Source organism: Undibacterium sp. Ren11W (assembly GCF_049340485.1).
In the GTDB taxonomy this organism is placed as follows: Bacteria; Pseudomonadota; Gammaproteobacteria; order Burkholderiales; family Burkholderiaceae_D; genus Undibacterium.
Genome location: NZ_JBMPPB010000001.1, coordinates 1390866 through 1412720, shown reverse-complemented (window position 1 = coordinate 1412720; position 21855 = coordinate 1390866). Strand labels below are relative to the sequence as shown.

The 21855-nt window shown below is 49.9% G+C and carries 21 protein-coding genes; 5 read left to right on the top strand and 16 right to left on the bottom strand.

From position 1 onward, the window contains the following. Nucleotides 1-28: 28 nt before the first annotated feature. From ACO0K8_RS06325 to ACO0K8_RS06315, 3 genes are all read right to left on the bottom strand, one after another. Nucleotides 29-2020 carry a DNA topoisomerase IV subunit B gene (locus ACO0K8_RS06325; RefSeq protein WP_422945769.1) on the bottom strand — a complete coding sequence of 664 codons (1992 nt, stop codon included), beginning with the start codon at nucleotides 2018-2020 and terminating at the stop codon, nucleotides 29-31. 207 nt (nucleotides 2021-2227) lie between these two features. Next, the gene (locus ACO0K8_RS06320; RefSeq protein ID WP_422945768.1) at nucleotides 2228-3397 is read right to left on the bottom strand and encodes a vWA domain-containing protein; all 1170 of its coding nucleotides are present in this window, start codon (nucleotides 3395-3397) and stop codon (nucleotides 2228-2230) included. A 21-nt stretch (nucleotides 3398-3418) separates the two neighbouring features. Beyond that, nucleotides 3419-4009, bottom strand: coding sequence for a GNAT family N-acetyltransferase (locus ACO0K8_RS06315; RefSeq protein WP_422945767.1), 591 nt, complete (start codon nucleotides 4007-4009; stop codon nucleotides 3419-3421). A gap of 252 nt (nucleotides 4010-4261) precedes the next feature. Here ACO0K8_RS06315 and rpsT point away from each other — a divergent pair, with 252 nt between their 5' ends. Then, entirely contained in the window at nucleotides 4262-4528 is a 267-nt protein-coding gene (rpsT, locus tag ACO0K8_RS06310; protein ID WP_422945766.1) for a 30S ribosomal protein S20, read from the top strand. 170 nt (nucleotides 4529-4698) lie between these two features. On the opposite strand, the gene ACO0K8_RS06305 is transcribed toward rpsT, so the two are convergent. Together ACO0K8_RS06305 and ACO0K8_RS06300 are read right to left on the bottom strand one after the other, a co-directional pair. Continuing rightward, nucleotides 4699-5145 carry a DUF192 domain-containing protein gene (locus ACO0K8_RS06305; RefSeq protein ID WP_422945764.1) on the bottom strand — a complete coding sequence of 149 codons (447 nt, stop codon included), beginning with the start codon at nucleotides 5143-5145 and terminating at the stop codon, nucleotides 4699-4701. A gap of 104 nt (nucleotides 5146-5249) precedes the next feature. Beyond that, nucleotides 5250-5795 (bottom strand): pseudouridine synthase, encoded by a 546-nt coding sequence (locus ACO0K8_RS06300; RefSeq protein ID WP_422945763.1) that lies wholly within the window; start codon nucleotides 5793-5795, stop codon nucleotides 5250-5252. Between the two features lie 203 nt (nucleotides 5796-5998). Here ACO0K8_RS06300 and icd point away from each other — a divergent pair, with 203 nt between their 5' ends. Continuing rightward, nucleotides 5999-7252: an NADP-dependent isocitrate dehydrogenase gene (gene icd / locus ACO0K8_RS06295; RefSeq protein ID WP_126129047.1), complete on the top strand. Its 1254-nt coding sequence runs from the start codon at nucleotides 5999-6001 to the stop codon at nucleotides 7250-7252. Nucleotides 7253-7347: 95 nt separating this feature from the next. Here icd and ACO0K8_RS06290 read toward each other — a convergent pair whose 3' ends face one another. The 3 genes from ACO0K8_RS06290 to cspE form a co-directional block, all read right to left on the bottom strand. Continuing rightward, nucleotides 7348-7971 carry a response regulator gene (locus ACO0K8_RS06290; protein WP_422945761.1) on the bottom strand — a complete coding sequence of 208 codons (624 nt, stop codon included), beginning with the start codon at nucleotides 7969-7971 and terminating at the stop codon, nucleotides 7348-7350. Next, the gene (locus ACO0K8_RS06285) at nucleotides 7971-9335 is read right to left on the bottom strand and encodes a cache domain-containing protein (protein ID WP_422945760.1); all 1365 of its coding nucleotides are present in this window, start codon (nucleotides 9333-9335) and stop codon (nucleotides 7971-7973) included. The genes ACO0K8_RS06290 and ACO0K8_RS06285 overlap by 1 nt, the downstream gene beginning before the upstream one ends. Before the next feature lie 247 nt (nucleotides 9336-9582). Beyond that, a complete protein-coding gene (gene cspE, locus ACO0K8_RS06280) occupies nucleotides 9583-9786 on the bottom strand; it encodes a transcription antiterminator/RNA stability regulator CspE (protein WP_126129050.1) in 204 nt (67 codons plus the stop codon). Between the two features lie 352 nt (nucleotides 9787-10138). Between cspE and clpS the strand changes: the two genes are divergently transcribed. Then, nucleotides 10139-10447, top strand: coding sequence for an ATP-dependent Clp protease adapter ClpS (clpS, locus tag ACO0K8_RS06275; RefSeq protein WP_126129051.1), 309 nt, complete (start codon nucleotides 10139-10141; stop codon nucleotides 10445-10447). After that, the gene (gene clpA, locus ACO0K8_RS06270) at nucleotides 10444-12744 is read left to right on the top strand and encodes an ATP-dependent Clp protease ATP-binding subunit ClpA (protein ID WP_422945758.1); all 2301 of its coding nucleotides are present in this window, start codon (nucleotides 10444-10446) and stop codon (nucleotides 12742-12744) included. Before clpS ends, clpA begins: the two co-directional genes overlap by 4 nt. Before the next feature lie 101 nt (nucleotides 12745-12845). Here clpA and ACO0K8_RS06265 read toward each other — a convergent pair whose 3' ends face one another. The 8 genes from ACO0K8_RS06265 to ACO0K8_RS06230 all read right to left on the bottom strand — a co-directional run bounded on the left by ACO0K8_RS06265 (nucleotide 12846) and on the right by ACO0K8_RS06230 (nucleotide 21304). Beyond that, on the bottom strand, nucleotides 12846-14201 hold the full coding sequence (locus ACO0K8_RS06265; protein WP_422945757.1) for a leucine-rich repeat-containing protein kinase family protein: 1356 nt from the start codon (nucleotides 14199-14201) through the stop codon (nucleotides 12846-12848). Nucleotides 14202-14692: 491 nt separating this feature from the next. Beyond that, nucleotides 14693-16024: a sigma-54-dependent transcriptional regulator gene (locus ACO0K8_RS06260; protein ID WP_422945756.1), complete on the bottom strand. Its 1332-nt coding sequence runs from the start codon at nucleotides 16022-16024 to the stop codon at nucleotides 14693-14695. Continuing rightward, a complete protein-coding gene (locus ACO0K8_RS06255) occupies nucleotides 16017-17888 on the bottom strand; it encodes a sensor histidine kinase (RefSeq protein WP_422945755.1) in 1872 nt (623 codons plus the stop codon). The genes ACO0K8_RS06260 and ACO0K8_RS06255 overlap by 8 nt, the downstream gene beginning before the upstream one ends. Nucleotides 17889-18207: 319 nt before the next feature. After that, nucleotides 18208-19515: a dicarboxylate/amino acid:cation symporter gene (locus ACO0K8_RS06250; RefSeq protein ID WP_422945754.1), complete on the bottom strand. Its 1308-nt coding sequence runs from the start codon at nucleotides 19513-19515 to the stop codon at nucleotides 18208-18210. Nucleotides 19516-19550: 35 nt separating this feature from the next. Next, complete coding sequence (locus ACO0K8_RS06245) at nucleotides 19551-19802, bottom strand: hypothetical protein (RefSeq protein WP_422945753.1); 252 nt, start codon at nucleotides 19800-19802, stop codon at nucleotides 19551-19553. A 308-nt stretch (nucleotides 19803-20110) separates the two neighbouring features. Further along, a complete protein-coding gene (locus ACO0K8_RS06240; RefSeq protein WP_422945752.1) occupies nucleotides 20111-20248 on the bottom strand; it encodes a hypothetical protein in 138 nt (45 codons plus the stop codon). A gap of 142 nt (nucleotides 20249-20390) precedes the next feature. Then, nucleotides 20391-20750 (bottom strand): hypothetical protein, encoded by a 360-nt coding sequence (locus ACO0K8_RS06235; protein WP_422945751.1) that lies wholly within the window; start codon nucleotides 20748-20750, stop codon nucleotides 20391-20393. A gap of 80 nt (nucleotides 20751-20830) precedes the next feature. After that, complete coding sequence (locus ACO0K8_RS06230; protein ID WP_422945750.1) at nucleotides 20831-21304, bottom strand: hypothetical protein; 474 nt, start codon at nucleotides 21302-21304, stop codon at nucleotides 20831-20833. A 193-nt stretch (nucleotides 21305-21497) separates the two neighbouring features. Between ACO0K8_RS06230 and ACO0K8_RS06225 the strand changes: the two genes are divergently transcribed. After that, nucleotides 21498-21803, top strand: a complete 306-nt coding sequence (locus tag ACO0K8_RS06225; protein ID WP_422945749.1) for a helix-turn-helix domain-containing protein — start codon at nucleotides 21498-21500, stop codon at nucleotides 21801-21803. Nucleotides 21804-21855: the final 52 nt, after the last annotated feature.

The window sequence follows — 21855 nt, the reverse complement described above, 5'->3', positions numbered from 1 at the left end:
AAAGTGCACGGATGATTTAGACATGGAATTAGATGTCGGCTTCCACTTCATTGCCATGCTCTTCCAGCCAGGCACGGCGTGCTGCCGCTTCGCCTTTGCCCATCAGCATATTGAAGCGCGCCTCAGAAAACTCTTGATCAAATTCGCCCAGCGCCACTGGCAGCAGACGACGGGTATCCGGATTCATAGTGGTGTCCCACAACTGCACCGCATTCATTTCACCGAGACCTTTAAAGCGCGAGATCGCCCAAGCGCCTTCTTTGACACCATCTTTACGCAATTTGTCTTCTATCGCGGTTAGTTCACCCTGGTCTAGCGCGTAGATTTTTTGCGCTGGCTTCTTGCCGCGCGCTGGTGCATCGACTCGGAACAGAGGAGGGCGCGCCACACAGATGTGACCGCGCGCTATCAACTGCGGAAAATGTTTGAAAAACAGCGTCAGCAACAACACCTGAATATGCGAGCCATCGACGTCCGCATCTGAGAGTATGCAGATTTTTCCGTAGCGCAGATTGGAGATGTCCGGATTGTCTTTCATGCTGTGCGGATCGACGCCGATCGCTACTGCGATGTCATGGATTTCGTTGTTGGCGAACAAGCGATCGCGCTCAGATTCCCAGGAGTTCAACACTTTTCCGCGCAGCGGCAGTATCGCCTGAAACTCTTTGTCGCGCCCCATTTTGGCTGAGCCGCCGGCTGAGTCACCTTCGACCAAAAATAATTCGTTGCGGGTGATGTCGCTAGATTCGCAATCGGTCAGTTTGCCCGGTAATACCGCCACACCCGAAGATTTTTTCTTCTCGACTTTTTGCAGCGAACGTAAGCGCGACTGCGCTTGCTTGATGACTAGCTCAGCGAGTTTTTTGCCATAATCGACATGCGAATTGAGCCACAGCTCTAACGGTGGTTTGGTAAAGCTAGAGACCAGTTTGACGGCGTCGCGCGAGTTTAAACGTTCTTTAATTTGGCCCTGAAATTGCGGATCCAAGACCTTGGCAGAGAGCACAAAAGAGACTCGTGCGAAGACATCTTCCGGCAATAGCTTAACGCCTTTCGGTAGCAGTGAGTGCATCTCGACGAAGCCTTTGACAGCGCCATACAGGCCTTCGCGCAAACCGGACTCGTGCGTGCCGCCCGCTGTGGTGGGGATTAGATTGACGAAGGATTCGCGCACTACCGCGCCTTCTTCTGTCCATGCCACTACCCAACTGGCGCCTTCGCCTTCGGCAAAGCCGTCGGTGTCGCCATTTGAGAATTGTTCGCCTTCGAACAAAGGTATCAGGGGTTCACCGTGCGAGGATTGCGCCAGCGACTCGGTCAGATAGCCGCGTAAGCCTTGATCGTACTGCCAGGTTTGGCTCTCGCCGGTTTTTTCTATGCTGAGTGTGACTTTGACGCCCGGTAACAAGACCGCCTTGGAGCGCAACAAACGCTGCAGCTCTGTTTGTGAAATATTGGGTGAGTCAAAATACTTAGGGTCTGGCCAGATGCTAACGCGGGTGCCATTCTTTTTGTCGCCACGGGTCTGCGGCACGCTAGTTAAAGGTTCGATGACGTCGCCATCGGCGAAGGTGAGTTTATGGATACCCGCTTCGCGCCATACCGTGATCTCTAAGCGCTTGGAGAGCGCATTCGTGACCGATACGCCGACGCCATGCAAGCCGCCCGAAAACGCATAGGCGCCGCCTGAACCCTTATCGAATTTTCCGCCCGCATGTAAGCGTGTGAAGACTATCTCTACGGTTGGAACTTGTTCCTCCGGATGTAGACCGACCGGAATACCTCGACCGTCATCTTCGACAGTAATACTGCCATCGGCATTGACGGTGATGTGCATATTCTTGCAATGCCCACCCAGCGCTTCATCCGAGGCATTGTCGATCACCTCTTGAATAATGTGCAGTGGATTTTCGGTGCGGGTGTACATGCCCGGCCTTTGTTTGACCGGCTCCAGGCCTTTAAGGACTCGGATGGATGATTCGCTATAGTCGGATGGGAGAGAGGTTTTTTTAGTGGCCATGCGATGAGTCTAAAAGAATTGGCAAAAATATTTTTTAAAATGATAGGTCTTAGTGACTGCTAGCAAATGCAGGAAAAACATTTGCTACTTGTATTTTTAGACCAGCTTGGTGCAGTTGGAAAAATTTGCCTATTGTAGCTGTAATTGTTAGCTTTAGTTGCCTTTAGCTGGTTTTATATACAGTGTATGCAGCTTTGTAGGATGGCTTCATTTGCTTAATAGTCGCATGCCGCGCTCCAATCCCTCTATCGTTACCGGAAACATGCGGTTATTCATGATTTGTCGTATCACCGAAACCGATTGCCGGTATTGCCATAAGCCCTCAGGCTCGGGATTGAGCCAAATGAATTTGGGGAAGCTAGAGGTAAAGCGTTGCAGCCAGGTGGCACCGGCTTCTTCATTATTGTATTCAACCGAGCCACCAGGCTGCAAAATTTCATAGGGGCTCATGGTGGCGTCGCCAACAAAAATCACCTTGGTATCGGGCGGGTATTTACGCAAGACATCCCAGGTCGGGGATTTTTCAGCGTGGCGGCGCTGGTTGTTTTTCCATAAATAATCGTAGACACAGTTATGGAAGTAAAAAAACTCCATATTTTTAAATTCGGTTTTGGCGGCGGAAAACAATTCTTCGGTTCGCGCTATATGATCGTCCATGGTGCCGCCTACGTCGAGCAGCATCAGGACCTTGATATTGTTTTTGCGCTCGGCCTGCATTTTGATATCCAGGTAGCCGGCATTATTTGCGGTCGCCTTGATGGTGGCGTCCAGTGCCAGTTCTTCTTGTGCGCCTAGACGCGCAAATTTGCGTAAGCGCCGCAATGCCACCTTGATATTGCGTGTGCCCAGTTCGCGCTCTGCATCGTAATCTTTATACGCGCGCGCTTCCCACACTTTGACTGCGGTGCGATTGCCACCTTTGCCGCCTATGCGCACTCCCTCGGGATTGGTTCCTCCGTTGCCAAAAGGAGAGGTGCCGCCGGTGCCTATCCATTTGCTGCCACCTTCATGTCGTTCTTTTTGCTCTTTGAGTAGTTCTTGCAACCGGTCCATTAATTTATCGTAGCCGAATTTTTCTAAGGCGGCGCGTTGCTCGTCACTGAGTTCACGCATCATGCGTTGGCTGAGCCACTCCAGTGGAATTTCAGGATTTTTTTCAAAAATAGTCTCTATGCCCTTGAAATATAGGCCGAATGCGCGATCAAATTTGTCGTAATGCGCCTCATCCTTGACCATGATAGTCCTGGATAGGTAATAAAAATTATCCATAGACATGCTGATCAGGCCTTTTTCCATGGCCTCTAGCAGCGTCAGAAATTCCTTGATGGAAACAGGAATTTTTGCGTCTTTCAGAGTGAAGAAGAAATCGATTAGCACTTAAGCTCCTACATCTATAGATTATTTAGGGTATTGGTTTAGCATGAACTGCAAGTTTTTCTTGACGCCTGGCCATTCATTTTTCAGTATGCTGTACACCACAGTGTCGCGCACCCGGCCATCTGGCAAGATTGTATGATTGCGTAGCACGCCGTCACGCTTGGCGCCCAGTCGTTCTATTGCGGTCTGCGAAACGCGATTAAACCAATCGGTGCGAAATTCTACCGCGTTACATTCAGATACTTCAAAGGCGTGGCTTAATAAAAGTAATTTGCACTCGGTATTGACTGCGCTTCTCTGTACACTTTTTGCGTACCATGTATAACCAATTTCCAAGCGCTTATTATTATGGTCGATATTGCAGTAACGTGTGCTGCCTATAATCTCTCCGTTGAACAGACTACGTACTGCAAAGGGAATCGCCTTTTCCTGTTTTTGCATGTCAAGTGCGGTGTCTAACCAAAGCTGGGTATTCTCAGGCGAGGGCACAGTGGTAAAAAATAGTTTCCATAACTCGCCGTCACAGGCGGCCGCCTGAATGGCACTCAGGTGACCCTGGCTCAGGGGTTCCAGTTGTACATGTGCCCCTGATAATATAAAAGGAGAGGTCATAAAAATGCTCCACATAAAAAATACATAAAGTTAGCAAGCTTGGTTGCCGGGATAGGGGGCAACAGCGGATAGTATCGGTGTCTTATACAACAGTTTAGCTAAGTCGGGAGCGTGCTTTTTTACAAAAGCTTGCAGTTGCTTGCTAATGTAAATAAAAGAAGTTATACTGCAAAGCTGTAAAGAAATTATGCGGCGTGGCAATCTTGTGAGGTCACTTTGAACCCGTCGCTTTGACCACGTTTAGGAAATCTCATGGCAAATACCGCACAAGCACGCAAGCGTGCTCGTCAAGCAGTAAAACAAAACGCGCACAATTCTAGCCAGCGTTCGACTCTGCGTACAGCAATCAAAGCTGTTCGTAAGGCAATCGAAGCCGGTGACAAAGCTGCTGCAGCTGTTATCTATCAAAATTCGATCTCTACTTTAGATCGTATCGCTGATAAAAAAATTATCCACAAGAACAAAGCAGCTCGCCATAAGAGCCGTTTGTCTGCTGCGATTAAAGCATTGGCAGCTTAATAGATTTTTAAGCGTATCGAATAGGCATTGCCTGTATCAAGCGCTTAAATTTAATCTTTAAGATGTAAAAAAAAGCCGCGATTTATCGTGGCTTTTTTGTTTTTCCGCGAGTCTGGCGTGCGCAATGTTGATCTATGCAGTCACTGTTTTCAGTGCCTGCATTCTTGCTATTATGGACGTAGTGGCAGACCTTCTATTTTGCTGCCGGATTTAATATTTTTCTGTTTAAACCAGCCTTGATTCATCTCCAATGCATAGCGCACCACTTTTTTTGCACAATGGGAGTCGGTGGTTTCAGGTTGCATGTCCTCAATGTTAACGATTTTCCCTTCGGTGTCGATAAACGCCACAGATAAGGGGATTAGCGTATTCTTCATCCACATGCAGACGCCTGCAGGCGCTCCAAAATCAAATACCATGCCCTCATTGCTGGCCAGTTTAGTGCGCATCATCAAACCTTGTTGACGCTCGGCATCGGTTGCTGCCACTTCTGCGTGTATCACATAAATACCGGCAGATAGTTGCACGTTTGCCGATTTAGCCTGGGCGTAAGAAAATGAGGTGCTGCTTAGGACGATCGCGCTTAGCGCTATAAACCGAGTGAAAATACTTTGCATGATCATTTTTGATTGCATTTTAGAGTTGAAGGAAAGATAGGCACACTAGTGTACTACGCAGTAGCGTATGTATGGGGGCTAGCGAATGTGGGGCGCCGTTTTTTCTACATCTGTACTTCCATCCACTCCCCGGGCAACAAGGGATGCGTTTCCAAAGAAAAATTTCCTATCGCGCTGCGTATCAGTCTTAATGTCGGTAAGCCTGCGGCTGCCGTCATGCGTCTTACCTGGCGGTTTTTTCCTTCAGAAAGAATTATGCAGAGCCAACTGGTGGGGATCTCGGCCCTTTGGCGTATTGGTGGGTCGCGCAGCCAAAGCCACTCTGGCGTATTGATGTGTTTAACTATGCAAGCTTTTGTGGTGAAGTCGCCTAAGTTGATGGGATGCGACAATAGCTTGAGCTGCGCGACAGTGGGTGTGCCCTCTACTTGAACCAAATAGGTTTTTGCTTGCTTGTGATCTGGATGGCTGATGCTATGCTGTAGTTGTCCATCATCGGTCAGCAATACTAGGCCTTCACTGTCTGCGTCGAGCCGACCAGCTGGATACACGCCGGGGATGTTGATATAGTTGGCGAGTGTCTGGCGGCTTGGATGGTCCGAAAATTGACACATCACATTGTATGGTTTATTGAGTAATATCAATTTCATTGGTGTATTGTATGAGGCTTGCATAAAACGCTAGTGTCGTAAAATTATGGCATCTAGTAAAATACTAGTGCATAATGCGAAATGGTGGTCTTCTGTCTTATATAAGAGTTTATTTTTTAAAGAGTTTACTCTAAAAAGTCCAGACTAGACATATTTTGAGAAAAGCGCGACCCGCTTGATCACCCGAATCTACGGAGAAAACGATGTACCAACATATTAAAGTTCCCGCTGAAGGTAAAAAAATTACCGTCAATGCTGATTATTCACTGAATGTTCCAGATAATCCTATCATTCCTTTTATCGAAGGCGATGGTACTGGCGTTGATATCAGCCCAGTCATGATGAAGGTAGTAGATGCCGCAGTTGCCAAAGCTTATGCGGGCAAGCGCAAAATTAGCTGGATGGAAATCTACGCTGGTGAGAAATCGACCAAAGTTTATGGTCCAGATGTCTGGTTGCCTGAAGAAACTTTGCGTGTCTTGAAAGACTACGTTGTTTCTATCAAAGGCCCATTGACCACGCCAGTTGGCGGCGGGATCCGTTCATTGAACGTCGCTTTGCGTCAAGAACTTGATCTGTATGTTTGTTTGCGTCCGGTGCGTTATTTTAAGGGTGTCCCGTCGCCAGTGCGTGAGCCGCATAAGACAGACATGGTGATCTTCCGTGAAAACTCAGAAGATATCTATGCCGGTATCGAATTTGCGCAAGGTTCGGAGCAAGTTAAGAAACTGATCGCTTTCTTGAAAACAGAAATGGGCGTTACTAAGATTCGTTTCCCAGAAACTTCGGGTATCGGTATCAAACCGGTTTCTATCGAAGGTACCGAGCGTCTGGTACGTAAGGCGATACAATATGCGATCGACAATGATAAACCTTCGGTGACTATCGTTCACAAAGGTAACATCATGAAGTACACCGAAGGTGGCTTCCGTGATTGGGCCTACGCTTTAGCACAAAAAGAATTTGGCGCTGAATTGATCGACGGCGGCCCATGGTGCAAATTCAAGAATCCTAAGACTGGTAAAGACATTATCGTCAAAGACTCTATTGCTGATGCATTCTTGCAGCAAATTTTGTTGCGTCCAAATGAATACAGCGTCATCGCTACTTTGAACTTGAATGGTGATTACATCTCTGATGCTTTGGCTGCGCAAGTTGGTGGTATCGGTATCGCACCTGGCGCAAACTTGTCTGACTCTATCGCGATGTTTGAAGCAACGCATGGTACGGCACCTAAATACGCGGGTAAAGATTATGTGAACCCAGGTTCATTGATCTTGTCCGCGGAAATGATGTTGCGTCATATGGGCTGGTTGGAAGCGGCTGATTTGCTGATCTCTTCAACAGAAAAAGCGATCACAGTTAAAAAAGTGACTTACGATTTCGCGCGCTTGATGGAAGGTGCCACACAGGTTTCTTGCTCAGGTTTTGGCGATGTCATGATAGAAAATATGTAATTAAGTTTAGGAGAATTCAGTTTCTCTTAAAATTGCAAAAGCCGATTTCATTTGACTGGAATCGGCTTTTTTTCGTTCGTAAATTTTACGATTCTTTAAAGTTGTACTTGACCCAGTGCATATCGAATCAGGTCTGCCTGGCCTTCAATATTTAGTTTTCGCTTGATATTGAGCCTATGTGTTTCTACTGTCCTAACGCTAAGATTTAATTCTCTGGCGATGTGTTTGTTTGATTTTCCGGTGGCGATACTCGCTAATATGCATTGCTCCCTCATTGTCAGGGTAGAGCTAGGCTTTAGCGCACTTTCTACAGGTTTTATGCCTGAACTAAAATAGTTTGCGCCTGCGGCGACGCTATTGATGGCTTTTATAATTTCTTCGGCAGGCGCATCTTTTAAGACGTAGGCCTTCGCGCCAGCTTCAATGGCCTGCGCTACATACTCGGCCTTGTCATGCATGGATAAAATAATTACGGATATCTGGGGATGCCGTTTAAGAAACTCGGCAGTTAGTTGAATCCCGCTGGAGCGACCTAAATTAATATCCATTAAGATCAGATCGATAGCCAGTGACGAAGCCAATTGTAAGGCATCCTCTTGGTTGCCGGCTTCGCCCACGATTTCGAAGTGGGCTATGCTTTCTAGCCTGGCCCTGAGACCATCGCGCACTAGTGGATGGTCATCGATTATTAATAGCTTGATATTGCTTAAATGTTTCATTAGGCGTCTTTGAAATAGATGCATGCTTTGAGCTCGGTGCCGTCTGCGCCTGATTGTAAATCTAACTGACCATTTACTGTCGCTAGTCGCTCTCGCATATTGCTTAAACCTATGCCGCGCTTGGGGTGTTTGACGATGCTGGCAATATCAAAACCGCTGCCGTTGTCGGCAATGGTGAGCGTGGCTTGGTGTTGATTGCAGCTTAATGTCAGCCTGACCAAGCTGGCGTTTTTTGCGTGCTTATGAATATTTGTCAGTGCTTCTTGTGCGACTCTATATAGCGCCGTGCTGCCGGCTTCATTCATCATATGAAAATCGCCCAGCGAGTCAAATTGCAGTGAGATTTTGCTGGCACTTTCAAACTCACTTGCGAGATGCTTAAACGCGGCCACTAAACCGAGATCGTCCAATAGTGCAGGGCGCAAGTCGTGCGAGATTCTGCGTACTTCGTTGAGTGCATCATTAATTTGAAGTGTGGCACGGGTAAACGCTAAGTGCGCGGCATCCGAAGCTGATATTTTTTCCCCCAACTTTGCTATGCCAGATTCGATCTGTAATTTGATTGAGACCAGAAGTTGACTGAGTCCGTCATGTAGATCTCTCGATAAACGGGCTCGCTCGTCTTCCTGGGAGCGGACTACGCTTTGCGCCAGAACTTTCAGTTTGGCTTCCGCTAGGCGGGACTCACTGATATTCAGGGCCAGACCCGACAGTGCAATCAGGATCGCGCTGGTGATGGCGATCCCGGCAATCCAAAACATGGTGCGGTGTATGTTGCTAGCGACCTGTACGTCTATCTGGTTTAATGCCATATCCACATCGTCTAAGTAGATGCCTGTGCCAAGTACCCAGCCCCAACGTTCAAGCTTAATGACGTATCCTAATTTTGGAACGACTTTTTTTGTTGATGGTTTTTCCCATAAATAGCGTATCGCGCCGCCGCCGGCATGCGCTCGGCCGATTAGTTCTTGTATGGTGAAGTTGCCATTCGGATCAACCATGTCCCAAAGGTTCTTTTCAACCAGATCGGGGCGGCGCGGGTGCATCAGGTTTTTTCCCTGCAAATCATAGATGTAAAAATACCCGTCATCACCAAAAGCGAGGGCGGCGAGAATTTTTTTTGCTTCCTCTTGTTGGGTAGCGTCTTGTTGTTTCGCATTGTATAAATGCGCGATAGACGCGCTACCCATAGATACATAGTGTTTTAATTCAGCTTCTTTGCTGGCCAGATAGGCTTGCTCGACCGTGCTGCGTTGCTGTTGCGCTAGGACAGTCGCTTGATAAAATACCGCGATAGCTATGGCTGTGAAGGATAACAGCAGCGGGGTAATCGCAAAGAGGATTATTTTGGAGCGTAATTTCATTAATTGAGCGGCAGGCAAAAATTCTTACCCGAATTGTAGGGGTACTTCGGATATCTAGAAAGCGAAACTTCCCCATTAGGCTTTAGGTGAAATTGTCTGAGTGTTGCCGCTATAGTATTGCTTTACGGGAGTGCCGTTTTCTGAGGTGTGCTTGGCGGGAGCTGTTTTGCTTACATCCTATTCTTGATAGAATGAAAAAAGGCCTCGCAATTGCGAGGCCTTTTATAACAAAACCTGATCGATGAGATTAAGGATTTTGGATGTTAGAAGCTTGCTTGCCTTTAGGGCCTTGCGTTACTTCGAACTGAACTTTTTGACCTTCTTTGAGTGTCTTAAAGCCGTTCATCTGGATTGCGGAAAAATGTGCGAACAAATCTTCGCCGCCGTCATCCGGAGTAATAAAGCCGAAGCCTTTGGAGTCATTGAACCACTTTACGGTACCTGTTGCCATAATGCATCTTTCGAATATAAACTAATCACACGAGCCGTAAAAGCAAGAAACCTAGCAAATTGCTACCTCTCCCTTCATTGCTCACTTCATATTGACAATAATTTATTAAAACTTGTCAATAAATATCATTCTTGGCGGAATGAAAACTAAAGTCAAGTTTAGTTTGCTGGTATTTGATGGTACATGTATTACTGTTGTATTTTTACTTAATGATAAGACTTGATCTCTGGGTTTTAGGCTCCATCTGCGGAAAATGAAGAAAACGCGTAACATTTGAAAAGAGATCAAATTATGCTTCTTTTATTCGTTTAATATTTGCCTCTCGATTGAATCAACGTACTAGAATAGACGTATGGGAAACAAGCACGAAAACAGTACGATACTGGAGCGGCAGGCGCAAAAGCTTAAGCCGCCTTCCATGTTTCTGGTGGCACTCCTCAATGATGACTACACGCCTATGGAATTTGTGGTTGCCATCATTCAGGAGTACTTTAATAAAGATAGAGAAACCGCGATGCAAATCATGCTTAAGGTACATAGAGATGGCAAGGGCGTCTGTGGGACCTATTCCAAAGATATTGCCTTGACTAAAGTCGAGTTGGTTTTAACGCATGCCCGTAAAGCAGGGCACCCCCTGCAATGTGTGATGGAGGAAGTATGATTGCGCAAGAATTAGAAGTGAGTCTGCATATGGCCTTTGTTGAGGCCAGGCAGGCACGGTATGAATTTATCACGGTTGAGCATTTATTACTGGCTCTGCTCGATAACCCTTCTGCCGCCGAAGTCATGCGCGCCTGCGCTGTAAATATTGAAGACCTGCGTAAATTACTGAGCAATTTCATCAGTGATAACACGCCTACTGTGCAAGGTACTGGCGAGGTTGATACTCAGCCCACCTTGGGCTTTCAGCGTGTAATACAACGCGCCATCATGCACGTGCAATCAGCCTCGAACGGCAAAAAAGAAGTGACTGGCGCCAATGTGCTGGTCGCCATCTTCGGCGAAAAAGATTCGCATGCGGTGTACTACTTACATCAGCAAGGCGTGACGCGCCTGGATGTGGTGAACTTCATCTCGCACGGCGTGCGCAAAGATAATTTGAGCGAGCCGCAAAAATCAGTCGAAGGTGTCGACGATGCACAAGCTGAAACACAGGCAAAAGAGAGCCCACTGGATCAATTTACCCAAAACTTGAATAAAGCGGCGGCCGAAGGGCGCATTGATCCTTTGATCGGTCGCGATAGCGAAGTTGAACGCGTGATACAGATTTTGTGCCGTAGGCGTAAAAATAATCCTTTACTGGTCGGCGAGGCTGGTGTCGGTAAGACCGCCATTGCCGAAGGTCTGGCCTGGAGAATTACGCAAAATGCCGTGCCTGATATCTTACAAGAATCCGTTGTGTATTCTCTCGACATGGGTGCCTTGTTAGCTGGCACCAAATATCGCGGTGATTTTGAGTTGCGCTTAAAAGGCGTCTTGAAACAGCTCAAAGACACGCCGAACGGCATTTTGTTTATTGATGAGATCCATACCATCATCGGTGCCGGTTCGGCTTCTGGCGGTACCTTGGATGCCTCCAATCTCTTGAAGCCTGCACTGTCGAATGGGCAGCTCAAGTGCATAGGGGCGACTACCTATACTGAATATCGCGGTGTGTTTGAAAAAGATCACGCTTTGGCACGTCGTTTCCAAAAAATTGACGTGAATGAGCCGACCATCGAACAAACCGTGCAGATTTTGCGTGGCTTGAAGTCTAAATTCGAAGAGCATCACAACGTCAAATACACGGCCTCGGCTTTGACCACCGCTGCTGAATTGTCGGCACGCTTTATTAATGACCGTCATTTGCCAGATAAGGCGATTGATGTGATCGATGAGGCTGGTGCTGCTCAGCGTATTTTGCCTAAGTCCAAGCAAAAGAAAACGATTGGTAAAGCAGATATTGAAGACATCATTGCCAAGATCGCCCGCATCCCGCCACAAACGGTGAATCAGGATGATCGCAGTAAGTTGCAGACTATCGATAGAGATTTGAAGAACGTCGTATTTGGACAAGAGCCTGCGATTGAAGCGCTGGCTTCATCGATCAAGATGGCGCGTGCTGGTTTGGGTAAAACCGATAAGCCAATAGGTTCCTTCTTGTTCTCCGGTCCTACCGGCGTTGGCAAAACTGAGGTCGCCAAGCAATTAGCCTTTACCTTAGGGATTGAGCTGATACGCTTCGATATGTCGGAATACATGGAGCGGCATGCGGTCAGCCGTCTGATCGGTGCGCCGCCAGGCTATGTTGGCTTTGATCAGGGTGGTTTATTGACTGAGGCAATTAACAAGAAACCGCATGCGGTCCTGTTACTCGATGAGATAGAAAAAGCGCATCCCGATGTCTTTAATATCTTGTTGCAAGTGATGGATCACGGCACCCTGACCGATAATAATGGTCGCAAGGCGGACTTCCGCAATGTCATCATCATTATGACTACCAACGCCGGTGCCGAAAGTCTGCAAAAACGTTCTATCGGTTTCAATAGCAATAAAGAAGCCGGCGATGAGATGGTCGATATCAAGCGCATGTTTACGCCTGAATTCCGCAATCGTCTCGATGCTATCATCAGCTTCCGTGCCTTGGACGAAGAGATTATTCTGCGCGTCGTCGACAAGTTCCTGATGCAGCTAGAAGAGCAGTTGCATGAGAAAAAAGTCGAAGCAACGTTTACCGATAATCTGCGTAAATTCCTCGGTAAAAAAGGCTTTGATCCATTGATGGGTGCTAGGCCGATGGCACGCCTGATCCAGGACATGATACGCAAGGCCTTGGCGGATGAGCTCTTGTTCGGTAAATTAGTCAGTGGCGGTCGGGTTGTGGTCGATCTGGATGAAAACGATCAAGTTAAGCTTGAGTTCTCCGAAGGCGATGCAGTTCCGCCCGAAGCTTCACAAGAAGTGGTCGAAGTAGAATGAGTTCGAGTTCGAATTTGAGTCTGTTCTTACTTTAAAAAAAAGCCCGAAGCTAGCTTCGGGCTTTTTTTATGCGCTTAAGTCCGTGCAAACCAAATACACACTTAAGCGCATAAGCGCGATAACTCTAACGCTATCTCAGCGAACAAGGGCCGCTGCTCGCAATCTTCAAGTGCGCAGCGCGCCTGCAGCGCACGCAAGCCGAGTAGGTAAGATTGTTGTGCGGGTACATGCACGCAGCGATCTAATAATTCTTCCAGCAAGCAGGCGAAGGCGCGCACTTCCAGTCGCTGCAATGCCTGCGCATTGACTACATCGTCCGGTGCAAAGAACGAGGCTGCGCCAAAATCGCCCAGCAGAGATTCGCCTTGCGGATTGCGCAAAATATTATGGCCGTACAAATCCCCATGCAGTATCCCGTGGGCATGCAGATGGCTAACTGCCGCAGCAATGCCCGTTGCGATGCGCAAGGCAGTCTCTACTGTGAATTGGGTGTCGCTGGCGTATACGTCGCGCGTACACGAGGCTAGGCTAGGTGGCCCGGCCAGATTTTGGTAGCTAGGATCTATCAGCTGCATCACCAAGCCAGCGCTGCGCTCCGGGTGTCCAGCTATCTGGCCGGCGACGCCGATCAGATTCGGATGACTACCAGCGCTCATGCATGCCGCCATCTCGCACTCTGGTAAGCCATCACTGGTCACGGCGCTCTTGAATAATTTGACGGCGACTTGCTGCTCCAGCGCGGAGCTTGAAGTTGTTTGGCTATTTTGCTGACGCCACGTTGCCTGATGGATTACTCCTGAAGCGCCTTGTCCCAGTTCTTGATGCAGACTCAGACTATCCCAGGCAATCTGATTGAATTGCGCTGCCTGACGCTGTAAAGCGGCCGCCTCAGCCAAATCACAGACAGGATTATCCGCATATGCCAGCCATGCTAGTCTTGGCAATTGTAGTAACCAATCCGGTAAGGAGCTAAAACGATTCGAGGCGATACGTAGCAATTCTAGCGCCGTGCAGGCCGCCATCTGCTCGGGCAGTTGCTCTAGGTGATTACCGGATAGCATGAGTTTTTGCAGTTGCCTGCAGTCGCCTAACTCCGCCGGCAGGGTGCTCAAGGCGTTGTCAGTCAATATCAACCAGCGTAGCGCAGGCGTCAAGGCAGCAGGTGGTAGTTCAGTAATTTGGTTGGCTTTAAAACCTATCATGCTCAAACGCGGGCATTCGCCTAGCACTTCCGGTACGTGAGTAAATCGATTCTCTGAGCAAAACAGCACGCGCAGTTGATGCAGCCTGGAGAAATCCTGCGGCAAGCTAGTCAAGGCATTGCCAGACAGGTTTAAAACCTCCAGCGTGTCAGCAAGCTCGTAAATTTCGACCGGAAACTCAGTCAGGTCGCAAGACAAATCTAGCCGCTGTATGCCATGTAGCTGACCGCTGCGAAGTAGCGCAAGTGTATTCATAAAAATAATAAGTGGTGATAGCGCAGGAATAATTGAGTAAGCCAGAAGCGCAGGCATTGTACAGGGCAATGCCGCCAGTGCGCATATTCCATGCGGTCTGCAGGCAAGGCTAGCCGGAGATGTATATCCTATGCGCCTCACCAGGGTGGTAGGCTGGAGATGCACGTGGAATATGCGTACTAGAGCGGCGCTAAAATTTGGCGCGGTGCATGCTCGTCGTTGATCGATCAAAAGACTGTCAAAACCATATACTCCCCAATATTTTAAATAAAACCTAGCGTTTGCGCACATATCTATTGCGCACTAAAAAAACACTAGGGGGAGTATGTTTTAAAAGAGAAGGCAGGCCGCCGCGTTGCCGGAATTGACAGTACGGAGCGAGGCCGAGCCTAAGCTTTGTTGCGCCGAATGGAAAATCTCAGTTCAATGCGCGTCGCACGCGCCCGTCAGGTGCGTAAGCTAGATTCGGATTGAATAAAAACCGCGTCTATTTAACTTCCGTCCAGCCCGTATTTTTTGATCTTGTCATGTAGCGTCGTCTTGGCCACGCCCAGCGCTTCAGCGGTGCGTGCGAGACTGCCGTGGCGGTGCAGGGCATCGACGATCAGCGCACGTTCAAAAGCTTCGACTGTCTCGGCGAGCGGTGTAGTGCCGTTGGCTTGCGACTGGCCAAAAGGTGGCGAGCCGCTCTCTATCCCAAGGACGCAGCGGTCCGCGACATTGCGAAGTTCGCGGATGTTGCCCGGCCAGCCGTAGCCGACCAATTGGCGGATGCGGCCTGGTGTTGTGTCGGGCACTGGGCGTTGATGACGGGCTGCTCCCAGAAGCAAAAAATGTTCGAACAGTAGCGGAATATCTTCGCGCCGTTCGCGTAATGGAGGCAGATCCAGGGTGGCGACGCTGAGCCGGTAATACAGATCGCTACGGAAACCGCCTTTGGCAGCAAGCTCAACCAGGTCGGTTTTGGTCGCAGCAATGACGCGACAGTCGATAGGGATCAGCGTGTTGGACCCGAGGCGTTCCAGCGTACGTTCCTGCAATACACGCAGCAGTTTGATCTGCATGGCGAGTGGCATGCTCTCGATTTCGTCGAGGAACAGGGTGCCGCCGCTGGCGTGCTCAATCTTGCCTATGCGTTTTTTTGCGGCGCCGGTGTAGGCACCGGCTTCGTGGCCGAAAATTTCGCTGTCAAACAGGGTTTCCGGTAGTCCTCCGCAGTTGATGGCGACGAAGTTGCCATGTCGGCGAGAACTAGCTTCGTGCAAGCATCGGGCGACCAATTCTTTGCCGGTGCCAGTTTCGCCGAGAATCAATACGTCGGCGGCGCTGTCGGCCAGGCAGACCACCATGTTGCGGATTTTTTGCATGGATGGTGCTCGGCCTATCATTTTTCCTTCGAGCTGATCGCGTTGCTCAAGTTGGCGGCGCAGAGCGCGTACTTCCAACACTAGGCTGCGTTTTTCTAGGGCCCGGCGCACGACTTCGACCAGGTATTCCGGGGCAAAAGGTTTCTGGATGAAGTCGTGTGCCCCGTCCTTCATGGCCTGCACGGCCATCGAAATATCACCATGGCCGGTGATCAGTACCACGGGCAACTCTGGGTCGATGTTGAGAATTTCACGCAGAAAGCTCATTCCATCCATTTTCGGCAAGCGTATATCGCTGATGACGATACCGCAAAAGTCGCGGCCCAGCTGGCGACGTGCCTGCTCGGCACTACTGACGCATTCGACGGCGATGCCTTCAAGCTGCAGGGCCTGCTCGCAACCGAGCGCAACGTCTGGGTCGTCCTCGATGATCAGTACTTTCAGAACTTCACTCATGGTGCTCGACCTTGTTATAGAGAGGGATTTCTAAGGTAAAAAGGGCGCCGCCCTCGGGGTGATTGGTGCCAGCCAAGGTGCCGCCGAAATCGCGGATGATGCTGGCAGAAATGCTCAGACCAAGGCCCAAGCCGACACCGGCTTGCTTGGTGGTGAAAAAGGCTTCAAACAGGTGGCTGATTGCGGTGTCGTCCAGCCCCGGGCCGTGGTCGCGTACCGTCAGGCGGGCCTGCTGAGCAACACATTCGCAGCTTAGCTCGATACAGGGAGCTGCTTGGCCTTCCATGGCGTCGAGCGCGTTGCCGATCAGGTTGATTAACACTTGTTCCAGTCGATTGACGTCGCACAAGGCGACCGGTTCTGGTAGCGGGCAGGTGCGGCGAACTTCAGCATTGGCCTGAATCAGGCGCTGTTCTAGCAGCGCTAGCGCGTTGTCGAGCGCGCGACACAGTGGAACCGCCTTCAACTGGCCGCTAGATTTATGGGCAAAGGTGCGCAATTGGCCGGTAATCAGGCCCATGCGATCGGTCAGTTGGGCAATCCGTTCGAGATTGGAGCGGGTGGTGTTGAGGTCGCCGCGATCAAGGAAACGCACGCCATTACCTGAGAGTGTACGCAGCGCGGCCAGTGGCTGATTGAGTTCATGCGCGATGCCGGTCGATAGCTGACCGATAACCGCCAGTTTGCCAGCCTGCACCAGTTCGTCCTGTGCGGCACGCAGCGTGTGTTCAGCGCGGATACGTTCGGTAATTTCGTCCTGTAACTGTTGGTTGGCAGCGGACAGGTCGGCGGTGCGTTCATCCACCTTGCGCTCCAACTCGTCATGTGCTTTTTGCAGCGCTTCGCGGGCGGCCAGGCGGTCCTTCAGGTGACGACGACGTTCGTTGGCCATCAGGCCGAACATGAAGAGCAGCGCGGCGACCACCACGGCAACGGCGGCGCGGCTTTGCGCAATATCGTCGACCTGCTTCAGCTGCGAGAGCACGGTCAGCGTCCATGGTGTGCCGGGCAATGGCCTCGATTGCGCAAGGAAGCGGCCGGCCACCGGGTAGACTGAGGCGATCTCGGGACTTTCTTTTGCAATACTGACCAGCCGGGCGCCGTGATCGAGTTCACGTAGTTCTTTCAGACCTAGCGGTTTGAGGGCGCGCCGGTTGTATTGCTGGGTCTGGTCGAAGGCGGTGCGCGTCTTTTCTTCCAGTGGGCGCAGCGTGGTGAATTTCCAGTTTGCAACCGAACCGAGGATGATGACGCCGTTTTCGTCGCTCACCATGGCAGGGGTTTCGACCGTGGTCCATGATTTTTCTAGTTGTTCCAGGCTCACCTTGATGACGGCGACGCCCATCGTCTTGGTATCGTCGACTAGTGTCGAGGCCAGGTAGTAGCCGGGTTCGCCGCGTGTCGTACCGATCCCGAAGAAGCGGCCGTGGCCGCTATCCATCGCCTCGCGGAAATAGGGGCGGAACGCGAGCTCTTCGCCGATGAAGCTGTCGGCTCGGCGCCAATTGCTAGAGGCGACGACATTGCCAGCGGTATCAATGACGTAGATTGAAAGCGTGCCAGCGCGCTCGTTGAGTTGCTCAAGATAGGCATTGACCTGCGGTGCCAGCTTGCCGTGGTCACGTTTTTCTAGCAGCGCCAGAACATCGCGTTCAAGGCCAAGCGTGCCGGGAAGAAAGGCGTATTTGCCGATTTCGCGTTCCAGGCTGGCGGTGTACAGGTCGAGCCGGTGTAGACCTGTGGCCTGCAGTTCGGCCAGGCCAAGTTGCTGGGCAATGCGGTACGCGGTGACGCCGCTCAGCATCATCAGGATGAGGAGCAGTAGCAGGATCGGCAGGTGGCGTAGGGGGCGATTACTGGACATGGTGGCGGGCTTGGCAGCCTATTATAGAGGAATTCGCGCCCTTGTTTGAGGACCAGGATAGTGACGATGCCCGAACCCGGGCGCTGATCAGCGCAATGATAGTAAGAGGCAGCAAGATGAAACGAGAGGGGCAGGCGCTACTGAGCACCAGAGTGCGCTAGCTGTGGTATCGATCATGTCGCCGAAGAAGGTGATGGAAGCGATTATGTGCCTATCAATAATTATTTTTGGCCAAAAAAAAACGACCTGACACGATTGGTATCAGGTCTGGAAAATGGTTCAGCGCGAGGGTGGCGCTGAACCCGGGAGCAGGTGATTTTTAGGCTGCTCTGGCGATCACCAGATCGTCATCCGTGATCGGCAATGCTGCGTCGGCTTCAGCAAGGGTATCGTCCACCGCATCGATGGCGTTTTCCCACTTAGCAACGACGGCGGTGGCAATGGCGTTGCCGAGTACGTTGGTAGCTGTGCGTCCCATGTCAAGGAAGTGATCAATCCCGAGTATCAACAGTAAGCCCGCTTCCGGCAGATTGAACATGGGCAGCACGGCGGCCACGACTACCAGCGAGGCGCGCGGTACGCCGGCGATGCCCTTGCTGGAGATCATCAACACTAGCAGCATGGTGATCTGCGTCGTCAGGCTCAGCTCGATGCCGTAGGCCTGGGCGACGAACAGCGCCGCGAAGGTGGTGTAGATCATCGAGCCATCGAGGTTAAATGAGTAGCCCAACGGTAGCACAAAGCCAGTGATGCGATCGCGGATGCCGAATTTTTCGAGTTGTTCCATCAGCTTGGGATAGGCTGATTCGCTGCTGGCGGTGGAGAAGCCTAATAGCATAGGGCTGCGAACCAGTTTGAGTAAGCGAAAGACGTCCTTACCTAGTACGAAGTAACCAGCCAGTATCAGCACCAGCCATAGAACAGCGAGGGTAATGTAGAAACCCATCAGCAGCTTTCCGAAGACCAGTAGCATGCCAAGGCCTTGGGTCGTGATAATGCCGGCGACTGCGCCGAACACACCAATAGGGGCGAAACGCATGACATAGTCGGTGACTTTGAGCATGACATGCCCCACTTCTTCCATGGTGCTGACCAAGCTGCGTGCGGCCTGGTTATGAATGTGACCAAGCGCCAGGCCGAAGAACACCGCAAAGACCAAAATCTGCAGAATTTCGTTAGCAGCCATCGCTTCGAAAATATTCTTCGGGAAGACGTGGGTAATGAAATCCTTCAGATTGAGCGCACTGGTCTTCAAACCAACGACACTACCCACTTCCGGAAGCGGCACCCCCAGGTTTGCGCCTGGCTGCAGCAAGTTGGCGAAGACTAACCCTAGCGCTAGCGAGCAAATTGAGGCCCCGACGAACCAGCCTAGGGCTTTGGCACCGATGCGGCCAACCGCCTTTGAATCACCCATGCCGGCCAAGCCGGAAACCAAGGTGGCGAAGACCAGTGGGGCGATGATCATCTTAATCAGGCGTAGAAAAATATCGGTCAGAATGCCGAAGTAGGAGGCGATCTCCTTGGCTTGAGCCGGGCTAATGGCGAGGGTATTGCACGCATAGCCGACAATGATGCCGAGTACCATGGCGATCATGATTAGGGTCGTTAAGCGGTTCAATTTCATAATGCTTTCCTTATTGTTTTGACGTGAAGTGAGGCTCAGGCGACTCGGGCCAGGAGCATTTGCGGCCTGGTCAGCACTTCCGGGCGCAGCACTTCGGCAAGCGGCTCAGGACTCATCAGTGTGCGTTTGAGCACAATTTCGGCCACGCCACGGCCACTGAGATGGGCTGCGGCAGTGATATCGAAATGTTCCAGCGCACCCAGCGTATGGACACCAGAATAGGCGGCAGCAGGGGCTTCCCGGTCGCCGAACCGATCGTGTTCCATGCAAGTTGTAACTGCACTCATAGGCTTGTCTCCGTTATATATTTGTTAGCCACGCGAGTACGCGGTTGATGCTTTCTATTGCACAGATCATGCCACTATCAAAAATTCTATAAGTCATTGATTATTTGATGTGATTTGTTTGGGTGGGGCGGGTGGTGGTCGGATTTCCGGAAATCGTCCTGCAGCATCATTCGGAAAGCCGAACGGCTGAAGGGATTTATATCAGGGGAAGGCCGGATCGAGCGTCTTGTGATCAATGCCGTAGAGCGGTCGACGGGCGGTGGGTAGGTAGTGCGTAGCTAAGTAGTTTTTGGACGAAGGCTGTTGATTTATATTTCAAACTGAGTCGCTGCCGTCAATGACGTCAATGCCGAGGGCCGGATAGAGGTTTGAAAAGGTGCAATCGGAAAGTTAAAATCGTTGATGAAAATCGGAGACATCCAGCGTGTCACTATAGTAGCTCGCATGTCTGTTTCCATGCGGTCACGATTATCTTTGGTGTCAATGTTGGTGGGAAGTTATTTATTGTGCTTAATAAGTTGATAATCTAGGTGGGCGATCTGCGTGCTATATTCTGCTATCGAGAAAACCAAACTCCTGATGAATTTGTTAGCTGAGTGTGGGGGAGTGACTGCTTTGGCACTGGGGTACAAGTAATCTAAAAGCCACGAAACCCAGTAACAGCGCGGCAATTATGGCAATTGCGTGCCAAAAATAGCGTTTTAGTAAAATGGTAAAAAATAGCAAGAAATAGTTCCTTTTTGCGCTTTTATTGGCACCGGAATGATCAGGGTTTGCAGGTTCTTGATCTGATACTGGATAGATCGGGTCGTTTGCTGCCGGTGTTGCTGTGTCGCTCATTTCCACAAACCGATATACGGCTAGCGTTTTCGGCTCTTTTGTCTTGAAGGTATTTCTCAGGAGCGCGTTAAGCTCTGCGTCACCATGTTCACCTTCACCAAAGTACATACAGCCCTATTTTTTTAGGGATGATTTTACTTTATAAATATATCAATGTAGGCAATGAGACGTTGATATAGGGCAATATTTTAAGCAACCAGTTTCAATAGCTGATCAATCTCTTCTTGACCATGTTTATTCTTCAAGAAGTTATACACCACCACCACGACATCGCTCTTACGCTCTGCGGTAGCGTAGATCTTTTTTTCTTCCAAGTACCTCTCCACGATTTGTATCGCCTTAGACAGGCGCTGTGGGTCTATCTTCGTGCCGAATGCGTCGACGGCCTGGGCAGCAATCTGGTCTGCACCCTCAACAATGGACGTTACTGAATCCGATTTACTCTTGGCAGGCGCAGTCTGCCCCGGCTCTCCTGCATATGGCTTGTATCCAGGCTGGTAATACGTTGGAATCTGAAACATCTTCCGTATTCCACCCAGGCCGACCTTGGTCTCGTAAAACCATTTCTCTTTTTCCGCCTTAGCGAGAAATGCAGGCTTAGATTTTGGTAGCCCAGGCAAATTCATACCCAAAATTTCAGTAGCAGAGTATAGCTTTTTCACTTAACGGTTCCATTTCCCTAACTGTTAACTTTGCACAACGGTTTAATCGTCAGAAAGTTAACTAAAAACATTATTAAAAACAATGACTTAATAAATACATGAGAAATAAATAAATAAATTAACCGTTAAGCGTTGACTTAACGGTTAATACTTATTAAGATGCATCCACTAACCCAAACAAAAGAGGGAAACAATGGACGCATTAAACAATTCAAAAAAAACCGCCCAAGCCGATTGGCACCGTGCGGATATCGTTGCAGCTCTGCATAAAAAGGGTTGGTCTCTGCGCCAACTCTCAGTTCAAAACGGTTTTGCCGAGCGCACATTAAACGGTGCGCTAGAACGCCCTTACCTAAAAGCCGAAAAAATTATTGCCCAAGCTATTGGTCTTGCTCCCGAATCTATTTGGCCAGAGCGTTATGCAAAGCGGAATTTTACGCCAGTTTTAACGCTTAACACCTTTCAGTCTTCACAGTCTTTGCAATGTGTTGCTGCTTGAACTGAATCTTAAGGGCTGTTGTGGTTTAACGCTAGTTTTGTGTTTCTCGGAG